General features: G+C 33.5%; 12 protein-coding genes and 1 other RNA gene. 11 read left to right on the forward strand and 2 right to left on the reverse strand.

What is annotated here, in order from left to right; genetic code table 11:
- Positions 1-90: 90 nt before the first annotated feature.
- Complete coding sequence (tuf, locus tag J2Z38_RS01565; protein ID WP_209771619.1) at positions 91-1,287, forward strand: elongation factor Tu; 1,197 nt, start codon at positions 91-93, stop codon at positions 1,285-1,287.
- 79 nt (positions 1,288-1,366) lie between these two features.
- Positions 1,367-2,653 (forward strand): putative glycoside hydrolase, encoded by a 1,287-nt coding sequence (locus J2Z38_RS01570; RefSeq protein WP_209771621.1) that lies wholly within the window; start codon positions 1,367-1,369, stop codon positions 2,651-2,653.
- A gap of 96 nt (positions 2,654-2,749) precedes the next feature.
- Here J2Z38_RS01570 and J2Z38_RS01575 read toward each other — a convergent pair whose 3' ends face one another.
- Entirely contained in the window at positions 2,750-3,598 is an 849-nt protein-coding gene (locus J2Z38_RS01575; protein ID WP_209771623.1) for an AraC family transcriptional regulator, read from the reverse strand.
- A gap of 246 nt (positions 3,599-3,844) precedes the next feature.
- Between J2Z38_RS01575 and dnaG the strand changes: the two genes are divergently transcribed.
- From dnaG to J2Z38_RS01615, 8 genes are all read left to right on the forward strand, one after another.
- A complete protein-coding gene (gene dnaG / locus J2Z38_RS01580) occupies positions 3,845-5,512 on the forward strand; it encodes a DNA primase (RefSeq protein ID WP_209771625.1) in 1,668 nt (555 codons plus the stop codon).
- Positions 5,499-7,298: an RNA polymerase sigma factor RpoD gene (gene rpoD, locus J2Z38_RS01585; protein WP_209771627.1), complete on the forward strand. Its 1,800-nt coding sequence runs from the start codon at positions 5,499-5,501 to the stop codon at positions 7,296-7,298. Before dnaG ends, rpoD begins: the two co-directional genes overlap by 14 nt.
- On the forward strand, positions 7,299-7,991 hold the full coding sequence (locus J2Z38_RS01590) for a tRNA (adenine(22)-N(1))-methyltransferase (RefSeq protein ID WP_209771629.1): 693 nt from the start codon (positions 7,299-7,301) through the stop codon (positions 7,989-7,991).
- Positions 7,973-8,746: a Nif3-like dinuclear metal center hexameric protein gene (locus J2Z38_RS01595; RefSeq protein WP_209771631.1), complete on the forward strand. Its 774-nt coding sequence runs from the start codon at positions 7,973-7,975 to the stop codon at positions 8,744-8,746. Before J2Z38_RS01590 ends, J2Z38_RS01595 begins: the two co-directional genes overlap by 19 nt.
- 36 nt (positions 8,747-8,782) lie before the next feature.
- Positions 8,783-9,122, forward strand: an RNA gene (gene rnpB / locus J2Z38_RS01600) — RNase P RNA component class A.
- Positions 9,123-9,376: 254 nt separating this feature from the next.
- A complete protein-coding gene (locus J2Z38_RS01605) occupies positions 9,377-10,741 on the forward strand; it encodes a C40 family peptidase (RefSeq protein WP_209771634.1) in 1,365 nt (454 codons plus the stop codon).
- 53 nt (positions 10,742-10,794) lie between these two features.
- Entirely contained in the window at positions 10,795-11,580 is a 786-nt protein-coding gene (locus J2Z38_RS01610; protein ID WP_209771637.1) for a bifunctional 5,10-methylenetetrahydrofolate dehydrogenase/5,10-methenyltetrahydrofolate cyclohydrolase, read from the forward strand.
- Positions 11,580-12,572, forward strand: a complete 993-nt coding sequence (locus J2Z38_RS01615; protein WP_209771640.1) for a lipid II:glycine glycyltransferase FemX — start codon at positions 11,580-11,582, stop codon at positions 12,570-12,572. Before J2Z38_RS01610 ends, J2Z38_RS01615 begins: the two co-directional genes overlap by 1 nt.
- Before the next feature lie 90 nt (positions 12,573-12,662).
- Here the strand turns inward: J2Z38_RS01615 and tpx are convergent, their stop codons facing one another.
- A complete protein-coding gene (tpx, locus tag J2Z38_RS01620; RefSeq protein ID WP_209771642.1) occupies positions 12,663-13,175 on the reverse strand; it encodes a thiol peroxidase in 513 nt (170 codons plus the stop codon).
- 161 nt (positions 13,176-13,336) lie between these two features.
- Here tpx and J2Z38_RS01625 point away from each other — a divergent pair, with 161 nt between their 5' ends.
- Positions 13,337-13,978 (forward strand): 50S ribosomal protein L25, encoded by a 642-nt coding sequence (locus J2Z38_RS01625; protein ID WP_209771644.1) that lies wholly within the window; start codon positions 13,337-13,339, stop codon positions 13,976-13,978.
- The last annotated feature ends 9 nt before the right edge of the window (positions 13,979-13,987 follow it).

Below are 13,987 nucleotides of genomic sequence, written 5' to 3' on the forward strand. Positions count from 1 at the left end.
GTAAATAAAATAAATAAATTTTAACAAATTAATAGAATTTTTTATTATATTATGGTAAAATAATGTATATGAGTACATTAGGAGGATTTAATGAGCAAACAAACATTTGAAAGAAGCAAACCACATATTAATATTGGTACAATCGGCCACGTAGACCACGGTAAAACAACAACAACAGCAGCAATCACTCAAGCCCTAAACAAAAAATACGGCACAGGTGAATACATCGACTACGAACACATCGATAAAGCTCCAGAAGAAAGAGAACGTGGAATCACAATCAACACATCTGTAGTAGAATACGAAACACAAAAAAGACACTACGCACACATCGACGCTCCAGGCCACGCTGACTACGTTAAAAACATGATCACAGGTGCAGCACAAATGGATGGTGCAATCATCGTAGTATCTGCAGCAGACGGTCCAATGCCACAAACAAGAGAACACATCCTACTAGCTAGACAGGTAGGTATACCAAAAATCGCAGTATTCTTAAACAAAGAAGACCAAGTAGATGACCCAGAACTAATCGAACTAGTAGAAATGGAAGTAAGAGACCTACTAAACGAATACGACTTCGACGGCGACAACTGCCCAGTAGTAGTAGGATCAGCCCTAAAATCACTAGAAGAAGGTGGAGAAGGTCCATGGTCAGACAAAATCCTAGAACTAATGGATGCAGTAGATGAATACTTCGACATCCCAGAAAGAGACAACGACCAACCATTCCTAATGCCAGTAGAAGACGTAATGACAATCTCAGGACGTGGAACAGTAGCAACAGGAAGAGTAGAAAAAGGAACACTAAAAGTAGGCGACACAGTAGAAATCGTAGGTCTAACAGAAAAAACATCTCAAGCTGTAGTAACAGGTGTAGAAATGTTCCACAAACAACTAGACCAAGCTGAATCAGGCGACAACGTAGGAGTACTACTAAGAGGCGTTCAAAGAAACGAAATCTCAAGAGGACAAGTACTAGCAAAACCAGGATCAGTACACCCACACACAGAATTCGAAGGACAAGTATACGTACTAACCAAAGAAGAAGGTGGAAGACACACCCCATTCTTCTCAGGCTACAGACCACAATTCTTCTTCAGAACAACAGATGTTACAGGTGACATCCAACTAGAAGACGGAGTAGAAATGGTAATGCCAGGAGACAACGCAACATTCAAAATCACACTTCAAAAGCCAATCGCCCTAGAAGAAGGACTAAGATTCGCTGTACGTGAAGGTGGTAGAACAGTAGCATCAGGAGTTGTTTCTAAAATCGTAAAATAGTCTAATTTAGATTAACTTTACAAATTTAAAACAATAATCAAAAAGCGGGCCTGGCTCGCTTTTTTGTTTAGGAGAACCTATGTTTAAGAAAAAAACTTTTCTCGGCATTTTGTTGATATTTATTTTAATCTTATCTGCTTGTGCTAAAAAAAATAAACTTGCAGAAAATGACAAGTTAAAAGAAGCTCTTGAAAGCAGTGAAAAAATTGAGAAGAAAATATCCAAAAAGCAAAAAACGAGAAAAAATAAAATAGGAGAACCTTATGAAATAGGGGTAACTCCAGACGATTACAACATGGACTACGATACATCAAGACTTCTTTCTTTTGAGGATAAAAAAAGTAAGTATTATCCTAAAGATGGAGTTAGGGGCTTATATTTTAATACAGGTTCTATAAATAACCCTGAGGTTTATAGTAGGATTATAGGACTTATTGAAAATTCTAACCTTAACGCAGTGGTAATTGACGTTAAAGACGATTGGGGCAATATTACTGTAAATTTTAAGACAGATAACGAAGATATCCAATATGCCAATACAAAGCTCCTCGATGCTGAAAAGCTAATTACAGATCTCCATTCCCGAGGTATTTATGTTATTGGTAGGATTACAACTTTTAAGGATTCTATTATTACAAAAAAACATCCGGAATGGGGTTTTACAAAAGATGATGGAAGCCTTTGGGCCAATGGTCGTGGGGAAGTGTTTATGAATCCTTTTTTAAAGGAAGTCCAAGACTATAATATTGAAATTGGAGAACTTGCCGCAGAGGCAGGTTTTGACGAAATCCAATACGACTATGTTAGATTTGCAGAAGGGTTTGAAACTTTTGGTGATTCTCTTTCTTATTCTAGGGGAGAGTATGAAAATAAGCCGATGGATGAAGGAGACAAGAGAGTCTCAGCTATCACAGGCTATGTTAGAAAGGCGCGTGAATCAATTTCAGCTTATGGTCTACCAGTGGCCATTGATGTATTTGGTTATGCTCTTCAGGCAGGACGAGCAAGTGGTATAGGACAGGATTTTTCGGAAATATCTAATGAAGCTGATATAATGTGCTCCATGATCTACCCATCTCACTGGGGTCCATATTCTTTTGATATTGAAAAACCAGACCTTGAGCCTTATGAACTTGTAACAAGATACCTAAAAGAAGAACAAGCAATTTTTAAAGATTTAGACCATAGGCCACAATCTCGTCCTTGGATTCAAGATTTCACAGCTTCTTGGATTGGAGAAGGAAATTGGATGGTCTATGATGCTGATGCTGTTCAAGCTCAAATAGATGCAATATATGAATCAGGCCAGAGGGAATATTTAATATGGAACGCAACCAATACTTATTCCGAAGGCGTTGATTATTAAAAAACAGGGGCAACCCTGTTTTTTTCCTATAATAAAAGAGCAAGTTAATTCACTTGCTCTGGTATAAAATTAAAATTTCAGTTTATTTTTTATAGTTTATAGTCTGTGTTTTCTCCTAAATTGAGATGGAGTTTGGCCTACTTTTTTCTTAAAAACTTGGTTAAAATAGGATTGTGAATTAAAACCTACAAGGGCAGAAATTTCCTCCATAGTGTGGTTGGTTGAAATTAATAAGTTTTTGGATATTTCTATTCTTTTTAAAATCAAATATTCTATTGGTGTTATCCTGTAGGATTGTTTGAATTCAGAAATGAGGTGGAATTTATTCATATAGGCCATTGAAGAAAGGTCTTCAAGCTTAATATCCTCGTTATAATTTGTATCAATGTATGATTTTATATAATCAATCTGTCTGTTGACTTTTTTATCATGTTTGACGGTTATAGATTTCCTGTATTTCCTTAAAAGGTTGATCACAAGAGTGGATGCAATAGCATTTGCAAGGCTTTTAGAAAAAATATCATTGCCTTTATATTCTCTGAAAATATCTTCGAAATATTCCTCAAATTTTAAACTCTTATCCCTATTATCTATATGGAAATAATTGATAGGCTTTGCTGTGTCGTCCTCAAGACCAGCTATGGATATAGATTCTATACCAAAACCTAAGCATTTAACATTTTTTATACTTTTGTCTACATATAGAGTGTGGCCAATATTTGAATTAATAATTACAAGGTCTCCTTCGTGGACATCAATCATTTCACTCTCAATGGAAAGTTTGCCAAATCCTTCTTCCAGGTAATAAAAGTAGGTAAAAGGATGGAATTGTATCCTGTTAGAAATTTTTTCGTCATATGTATTTTTTTGAGAGTCAAGTATCTTTACATCCAAATTATTAAGACTATTTTCTTCTTCTAATATTTGTTCGTTATTTTTTTCCATTTTTATCCTCTGAATTTTTTCCTAAACTGTATCTATTAGTAATAAATTTCTAACTATATTATACTATAAAATTTAGGGAATTTTAAGACAAATATGAAATAATTTATAATATTTTTATAAAAAATTTAGTGAAAATTATTAATTATAATTTAAAGCTAGGATATTTAGTTTTTTGGGTATCATATATTAAAGACTTTGTCAATTGATAATAAAAACAAGAAAAGTATAATTTGACTAGGTGAGAAGATGAGATTGATATCAGATGATATGATAAATCAAATAAAAGAAAATTCTGACATAGTAGATATAATTGGTGAATATGTCGACCTTAAGAAAGCGGGTTCGTCTTTTAAAGGCTTGTGCCCATTTCATAATGAGAAGACCCCATCTTTTACAGTAGATAGGAAGAAACAATTATTCCACTGTTTCGGGTGCGGAGCAGGTGGTGACGTTGTTTCTTTTATAATGCAAAAAGAAGGATTGTCATATCCGGATAGCTTAAAGTACCTGGCACAAAAGGCTGGGATAAACTTAGTTTTCAATGAAAGTCCTGGTATGAGCGAAAAGAGAAAAAAACTTTATGAAATCAACAAAGATATAATGATGTATTTCTATAAGAATCTTTTGACAAATAAGGAGCCGCAAGATTACCTTCTAAAAAGAGGACTTAGAAGCAATATTGTGAATACATTTATGCTTGGTTTTGCTAAGGATAGCTGGGATGACTTATTAAATTTTGCAAGGTCAAATAACATTAAGGAAGAAGACCTACTTGAACTTGGCCTTATAGCTAAGTCTAAAAATGGAAATTACTATGATAAGTATAGGAACAGGTTGATTTTTCCGATAATTGATACTTACGGCAGGATAATTGGCTTTGGTGGTAGGGCTATTGATAATACTATGCCCAAATACCTAAATTCACCAGAATCTGAGGTTTTTAAGAAGAGATTTAACCTCTATGGCCTAAATATTTTTAAAAAGCAAAACAAAAGAGATTTAATACTTGTAGAAGGATATATGGATGTGATTGCCCTAAATAACAATGGTATTGATATAGCAGTTGCAAGTCTTGGTACAGCCTTTACTGTAGATCAAGCAAAGCTCGCTAAGAGATATGCAGATAATATTTATATTTGTTATGATTCCGATTCTGCGGGTATTAAAGCAACAAAAAGAGCTATAGAAATATTTAGAGAAGCAGATATTGGGGTAAATATAATACAGCTAGGAGAAGGCCTTGATCCAGATGACTTTGTGAAAAAATATGGCAAGGATGCCTTTGAAAAGAAAATGGACGAGGCACTCGACGAGTATAATTATGCTTATGAGCAGATATTAAATGGCTATTCTGAAGCAAATGAGAATGAAAAATTTGAAAAATTAAATTTGTTTATAGGTTTTTTAGCTTCTATTAAACAAGATTTAACCAGGGAAATATTTATAAATAAGGTATCTTCTTTGTTTGAAATAGACAAACAAACTTTAAAAGGAGCCATTTCAAAGTATAATAACAAGCATCACCAAGAAAAAATTAGAAAAGATAATTTTCCTGAGCCAAATATAGTTGTAGAAGAAAAAGTTACCAATATTAGTGCTCACGAACTAGAAATTTTAAGGCTTATCTTTAATCAGCTTGAAGACTATAAAGAAAATGCTGATTATTTTGATAAGTATTTGATAAATCCTAAGGCCCTTAATTTTAGAGATTTTCTAATAAATAAGGAAGTAAATAAGTTTGATAAGGCCGATGTGGATTATAGATATATGCTAGACTACGTTATGGATGATAAAAATCCAATAGTTGTTAGCGAATTAAAGGATAAGATTAACCTATATGAAAGACTGCAAAAAAGAAAAAATCTTAAAGGCAGGTCTATAAATAGTAAGGGGAGAGATAATGAACAGCGATGATAGTAAATTGCTCGAAGATGATGTTCTAGACGAAATTATCGAGGAGTTTGTGTCCATAAGTGAAAGCCAAGATGGCATGATCACTTATAGCCAAATTTTTAATTTTGATGATTTTAGGGACGTTGATAGGGAAAGTCAAAAGCTGATTCTTTCTAAAATTACAGCTTCTGGTATAGAAATTGTTGAAAAGTCTGAAACAGAGATTGACCAAGAGGAAGAAGTTGAGGACGACATCGAAGAAGAAGAGCAAGAAGACGAAATTGATGAAAAAGAGTTAGAAAAAGAAATAGACAAGTCTGTCGATAATCTAGTTGGCATTAAGCTTGATGATCCAGTAAAAATGTACCTTAAAGAAATTGGTAAGGTCGACTTGCTTACAGCTACAGAAGAAATCATCCTAGCTAGACGCATGGAAGCTGGAGAAATAGCCTATAAGTCCATACATGGCTATAAGTTTAATAAACAAAATAAAAACAAACTTGCAAATGATGTGTTTTTTGGTGACCTAGCAAGGGTTTTAGAAAAAGCCAACAAGACCTTGAATGATAAGGAGGAATTAAGTTTTGAAACCATCAAAGATTTAGATGGCCTTATCAACATGGGTTCTTTGTTCAAGCAAGTTATGGAAGATGACCTTGATAAAGATCAGCTAGACCAGTTAAATGCAAAAATAATTATTTGTAATATTGCCCAAAATTCAATAAACGATGATTTATCAAGAAAGGATGCAAATATACTCTGTGATTTATTTGACTCCTTTGACCATATGCTAAAAATTATTGAAAATGACGAAGTTGTTAGCATGGTTTATTCATCTTTTAACGACCTATTAAAGAAGGCAGCGAACAAAGATGCTATAAAGACAAATGATCAGATGGTTATTGATAATCTTTTAAAAACTTCAGAATTTGCAGCATCTATCAAAAATAATAAGTATCTTACTGATGATGAAGCGGCTTATTTAGCCTACAATATTGATCAGAGAGAAATGTCATTAAAGATGCTAAATAAGGAGAAATTCACAGAGGAAGAGCTTAAAAGACTTAAATTAGATATTATAAAATCTAAAAGAGCCAAGGAAAAACTTGCTGAAACTAATCTTAGACTTGTTGTATCCATTGCCAAAAAATATGTTGGTCGCGGGATGAGCTTTTTAGACCTTATCCAAGAAGGGAATATGGGTCTTATGAAGGCTGTCGATAAGTATGATTATAACAGGGGATTTAAGTTTTCAACCTATGCCACTTGGTGGATTAGACAGGCTATAACCCGTGCTATTGCTGACCAGGCAAGGACAATTAGAATTCCTGTTCATATGGTAGAGACAATCAATAAATTAGTTAGGATTCAAAGACAGCTTGTTCAAGACTTAGGGCGTGACCCATCTAATGAAGAAATTGCAGATATAATGGGTATTGAAGTTGATAAGGTATCTGAGATTAGAAAAATTGCTCAAGAACCAGTAAGTCTTGAAACTCCAATCGGTGAAGAAGAAGACAGCCACTTGGGAGACTTTATAGAAGATGACACAGCTATAGATCCAGGCGAGGCTGCTAATTATACAATGTTAAGAGAGCAATTAAATGATGTTTTATCTTGCCTGGGAGCTAGGGAAAAACGTGTCCTACAATTGAGATTTGGCCTAATTGATGGTACTCCACGTACCCTAGAAGAAGTAGGCAAGGAATTTGATGTAACTAGGGAGAGAATTAGACAAATTGAGGCTAAGGCCTTAAGGAAGCTAAAATCCCCAAACAAAAGTGAATTATTGAAAGATTTTTTATAAATGGAAGATAAGAAAAGATTATTAGATATTATTAATATCTTAGATTCAAATAAAAAAATTATAGATGTAGGAACCGATCATGGATTGGTTCCTTTATATTTGGCAAAAAATAAGATTTCAACCGATATTACTGCAACAGATATATCTGCTCCAAGCCTTCAAAAACTTGTTGACAGACTTGATGATGATTTAAGGAAGATAATTAAAACAAGGGTCACAGATGGTTTTAAGGGGTTAGAAAGGGAAGATGATCAGGTTGCTATTATTGCAGGAATGGGGGCAAATACCATAATAGAAATTATTGAAGAAAGTTTAGATTTTGCAAAAAATCTTGATTATATGGTCCTTGCTTCAAATATCAATACCTATGAGTTAAGACACTTTTTAAATGACCACGGTTTCTATATAGAAAAAGATTTTTTATCTTATGAAAATAGAAAGTATTATGATATCTTAAAAGTTTATTATGGTAAAAAACAAAACTTAAGCTTTGAAGAATACTATTATGGTAAAACTGATATAGAAAACAAAACCTCCTTACTAAAGGAAAAACTTGCCATAGATAAAGGAAAGAACCAAGGATTTTTAAAAGAAATTAAGGAAAAATCTCAAGACGAAAGGGCAATTAAGAAAATTACAGATAGGTTAAAAGCCATAGAAAAGGTGGAAGAAAGATGCAAATTCGAGAATTAATAGATAAACTAGAAGAAAAATATCCCTTTGAATTACAAGAAGAATGGGATAATTCAGGCCTGCAGATAGGAAATCCTAACGATGAATTAAGGGGCGTTGTCCTATCTTTAGACTTGGAAGAAGGTGCGATAGACAAAGCTCTTGAAGAAAGCAAAGCAAATTTAATAATAACACATCATCCATATTTATTTAACCCAACAAAATCTATTGATTTTAGGGATGGTTTTTATAATAGACTTCAAAGATGCATAAAAAATGACATCACGGTTTTCGCTTTTCACACAAATTTAGATATAGCTGAGGGCGGGGTAAATGACAATCTCGCCAAAATATTAGGGATAAGGGATATAAAGAGCCTAGAAGATGGTAAAGATCTGGGATTAGGAAGGTTTGGTTATATTAATAAGCAACCAGCTTATCAATTTCTTAAAGAAGTAAAAGAAAAACTAGAAGCAAGTGGTATTGTTGTCTACGGAAACTATGACAAAATTATTGAAAAAGTTGGTATTTGTGGCGGGGCTGGATCTTTTCTTATAGAAGACGCTATCAATCAACATTGCGACTTAATTGTAACAGGGGATGTAAAGTATCATGAAGCTATGGATCTTTCAAATAAAGGCATAATAATTGCCGATGTAGGCCACTTTGCAAGTGAGAACCACATCATATATAAATTACAAAGAGAAATAGAAGAAATAATTAGCAAAGAAGTTTATACTTTTTCAAAAACAGATAAATTTAGAAACTTTATTTAGTTTTACTTTTTGGATAAAAAGGGGTATCTTAACTAGGGAGTAAATCAGATAATCGCGGGACGAAAGTCACGAGGAAAGTCCGTGCACCACAGAGCAAGGATGCTTGATAACGTCAAGTAGGAGTGATCCTCAGGCAAGTGCAACAGAAAGTATACCGCCAATTTTGGTAAGGTTGGAATGGTGAGGTAAGAGCTCACCAGCTGTCCTAGTGATAGGCAGGCTATGTAAACCCCATCCGGTGCAAGAACAAAAAGGACATTAGGAGGCTTGCTCGGCCCGGTCCGGAAAATGGTAGTTCGCTTGAGCTTATTAGCAATAATAAGCCTAGATAGATGATTATCCACGACAGAACACGGCTTATAGGTTTACTCTTTACATAATTACTACACAATTGGTTACAAATTAATAATTGTGTCTCTTAATATTTACACTTATTGGTAAAAATGTTTTATTTATATTGGGAATTTTTTCGGAAATTTCGTAATATATATAAAAACCATCCAGTAAGTGTAATTTTTTTGTAACTAATTATTGACTTTTTTGTTAAAAAGATATAGAATTAACATAGATTTCAAATACAATTAACAAATAGATATACTATTCATGACAATTATGGAGGAGTAATTTTTTATGAGTAAGAAAAATATAGGAGCAGCATTATCAGTTATAGCTGCATCAGCGGTTGTTGCTACAGCATATGCTACTACTGTAACAGATTTAGAAAATGATAAACATACTAATTCACTAATTACTGAAGAAAATAAGGAAGTTGAATCTTCTTATTCTTTCGTTAAGTCTGATTATACAAAAGAAGTTAAAAATACAAAGATCGCTGGCAAGACTAGAGATTCTAAAAAATCTAGCCAAGAGATCAAAAAAGATATTATTATAGAAAAAACAGCCAAGACTCTTGTTGAGAAACAAATTGTTAATGCTGAGAAAAAAGCAGAGTCAAGCCAAGATGAAAGTGAAGTAGTTGTCTATGATGACAAAAACTTAGATGAAATCATCGAAGAAAAAGCTCAAGCAGAAGTTAATGATGTTGTTGTTTATGATAATAAGAACATAGATGAAGTTGCTAAAGAACAAGTTGCTACATACAAGGAAAATACAGAAGTAGCTCCATTAGCAGAAAATTCTGTAGCGCCTGTAGTTTCTGATAAATTCGTAAACACTGTAAGTTTAAATATTAGAGCAACAAAAGATGCAACATCTTCAGATAATATCGTTAGAACAATAAAAGCTGGCGATAAACTTGTAGGCCATGTTGAAGGCAACTGGTTTGTAACTAATGAAGGTTATGTAAGTCTTGATTATCTTGCAGACTATTATCCACAAGATTTAGTTAATAAAGTAAACGCAGAAGCTGAAGCTAAAAGAGCTCAAGAAGCAAAAGCTGCAGAAGAAGCAAGACTTGCTGAAGAGCAAAGAAAAGCTCAAGAAGCAAGAGCGGCTGAGGAAGCAAGAAAAGCTCAAGAAGCAAGAGCGGCTGAGGAAGCAAGAAAAGCCGAAGAGGCTAGAAAGGCTCAAGAAGCACAAAAGCAACAAGTTAAACAAACTGTTCAACAAGTAGAAAAAGTTGTTCAAGAACAAGCTATAAATACACAAGCCCCTGCTGGTCAAGGTGCCCAAGGTGCTGTAAATGTTGCTAGCCAATTTGTTGGTTATTCATATGTTTGGGGTTCATCAAATCCAAGTGTTGGTTTTGACTGTTCAGGTCTTACATCTTATGCTTATAGACAAGTAGGAGTAAACCTTCCACACAGCTCTCAAGCTCAATTTAATAATGGTTATGCTGTTGATACCAACAATTTAAAACCAGGAGACCTTGTATTCTTCTCATTTGGTGGCGGCTCAATCGACCACGTAGGTATTATAACAAGTTCTGATGGATCTTTCATCCACGCATCTACACCACAAACAGGTGTTAGGTACGATAATATCTTTAACGGATCCTTCCAAACAGCCTATAGAGGCGCTAGAAGAATATATTAAGAAAAATCAAATGCCCAGGGCAGAAGCTTTGGGTTTTTTTTATTAGGAAAAATATGGAAATTTTAAATACAAAAAGTTTAAGAAAAGAAATAATAGATAGGTTAGAGGGACACGATTTTACAAATAAAATCCTTCTTCTAAGCAAAAATCCTAGCCAAGAAGTAAATCACTATAAAGAAGTAATTTTAAAAAGATGCAAAGAATTAGGAATTACATACATAGACAAGGTTTTTGAAGGTGAAAGTCAAGAGGAAATTCTAGACTATTTATCTACATTTGATAAAAAAGACGGTTTCATAATCCTTGCTCCTTTTGGAGATAAGGAAGATTTAAGCCTACTTAAGGAAAAAATTAATCTTAAGGACTTGGATTCATTTACCTATAAAAGTTTAGGAAAAATCTTAGATGGAGATAAAAAAGCTTTACCAGCCACAGCTAGGGCTGTAGTTAGTTTTATGGACCATGTGAGACTTGACTATAAGGGAAAAAGAGTTGTAATAGCCAATAACACAAATATTATTGGTAGGCCACTTGCAATGTATTTAGCATCTAAGAGAGCAAGTGTAACTATTATTAATAGCCTTACAAATAATCCAAAAGACCTTATAAAGAATTGTGATATTTTTATATCTGCAATTGGAAATGCTCATTTTTACGATAAGAATTACTTCAAATGTGGCCAGCTTCTTATCGATGTGGGAACTTCATACAAAAATGGTAGGATAATAGGAGATATTGATAGCGATTCAATTTCAGATATGGATGTAAAATACTTAGGAAGTAAAAATGGGATTGGATCTATTACAACTTTAACTTTAGTGGAAGGACTTATATATTAATGCCTATAGTAAATAATGACCAAGATTTGAATAGATATAATGACTTTGTAAGAAATTCTGAATATGCTAGACCAATGCAAGATACAAATTGGTCAAAAATAAAAAATAACTGGACCCATGACTATGTCTATCTAGAAGAAAATAAACAGATAATTGCAGCCATGTCTGTAATTGGAATTAAGAATACCAATGGAAAACACTTTTTATATGCCCCAAGAGGACCTGTTTGTGATTTTAAAGACACAAAGCTTGTTGAAGCCTTAATCAAAGAAGCAGAGCCTTTAAAGGATAAATATGACGCTTTTTTATTAAGAATGGACCCAGAAATTAATTTCGATGAAAAACTCTTATATGATTATAGAAAAATGGGTTATGATTTTAGGTCTTTAGGGATAGATACCCATGCCTTTACCCAGCCAAGATATAATATGATAATTGACTTAAGCAGCCAAGATGAAGATGAAATCTTTGAATCTTTTTCACCAAAAGGTAGGTATAATGTTAGAAAATCAATCAGAGCAGGAATTAAAACCATTTGTAAAACAGATGAAGAAAGCCTTGATATTTTTTATGAACTTACAAAAATAATGGCTGAAAGGCAAGGCATAGGTCATAGGCCAAAGGATTATTACGAAAGATTAATAGAATACTTAGGTGGAGAAATTTTTGTATCATATTTTGAAGACAAGGCTTTATCTGCATCATTACTAATTCCTTATGGTAAAAAAGTTTACTATCTCTATGCCGCAAGTTCAAATGAGATGAGAAACAAGATGCCAAATTACAATATGATTTGGGAAGAAATACAATGGTGCCTAGAAAATGGCTATGACTACTTAGACCTAGGCGGCACCTTTAGCTTAGATACAAATGACGGGTTATATAGGTTTAAGCAATCATTCTGCTATCCGGATAAGTATTCAAATTTCATAGGTGAACTTGATGTAGTCTATGATAGGGAAAAATATGAAGAATTTTTAATTACAAAATAAATTATGATAAAAAACGTAAGAAAGATGAACAAAAAGACGAGGATTAAGTTCTCGTCTTTTTTAGAGCAAAATATAATTTATATTTAATTTTTACTTATCAAGTTCTTTTGCGATTTTGATTGCTTCTTCATATTCCGGAAGATCAGTGTTTTGTTTTAGGTATTGGACATATTTTATGGTGTTATCCTTATCTAGAACAAAAACAGAACGGTTTAAAAGTTTCAATTCTTGGATTAGAGTGCCGTATTTGCTAGAGAAGTCTCTGCAGTTATAGTCTGATACAAATTTTATTTTATCGGTTTTTTTAACTTTCTTAAATCTTTGTTGGGCGAAAGGTAGGTCATTTGAAACTGTAACAACAACAATATTTTCTGAGAAAAATTCAGTTGCTTTTTGAAACATTTTTGTTTGAAGCTCACATACATCAGTGTCTAGGGATGGCACTACTGATAAGATTTTTATTTTTCTTCCTTCTTCTTCATAAAAATTATATTCAGTCAAGTCCATCTTGTCCGCCTTAAAATCTGGCGCCTTTTCGCCAACCTTTAATTCATCTCCAAGGACTGTGATATCTACAGTGCCGAATTTTCCTTTTCTTGGCATAATATTCTCCTTATGATTTCTTTATCTTTTCTGTCTTTCCTATATTTTATATCAAAGTCGAATTTTAATCAATTAAATTTAAAAATAATTAGATTAACAGATATTGTAAATAAGGCGTGGATGGGGTATAATTAGCAAGTATGAATAAATAAGGAGGCAAAATGGCTAAAATAGTTTTACAAGCAGAAAAAAGAGAAGCTACTGGTAAAAATCAAGTTAAAAAACTTAGAAATAAAGAACTTATCCCAGGAGTTATCTATGGTAAAAATCAAGAAAATGTAAATGTTCAATTCACAGCTAGAGATTTTGAAAAAGTACTTAGACAGGCTGGAACATCTACTATTATTACATTAGACATCGAAGGTGAAGGTAAGGAAGTTCTTATTAAGGAATTTACTAGCCACGCATACAAGAACCAATTCCTACATGTTGATTTCCAAGCAATCGACCAAAACGAATCAATCAGAGTTACAGTTCCAGTTGTCCTAGTTAACAGAGACGATATGAACGAAGTTACAGGTGTACTTGTACAAAACCTTGAAAGCGTTGAAGTTGAATGTCTACCAAAATACATCCCACAAACAGCAGATGTTGATGTTAAGGAAATGGCAATTGGTGACAACATGACTGTTGCAGATCTTGATATCGCTTCAAATGAAAATATCACAATTCTTGCTGATGAAGATGAAGTAGTATGCTCACTACAAGAAGTTTCTGAAGAAGAAATCGTTGATGAAGATGCTGAAGCAGTAGATGCAGCAGATGTACCAACAGTTGGCGAAACTGAAGAAGACGCTGAATAAGACTTAAAA

It is taken from the genome of Anaerococcus degeneri, from assembly GCF_017874475.1.
Taxonomy (GTDB): domain Bacteria; phylum Bacillota; class Clostridia; order Tissierellales; family Peptoniphilaceae; genus Anaerococcus; species Anaerococcus degeneri.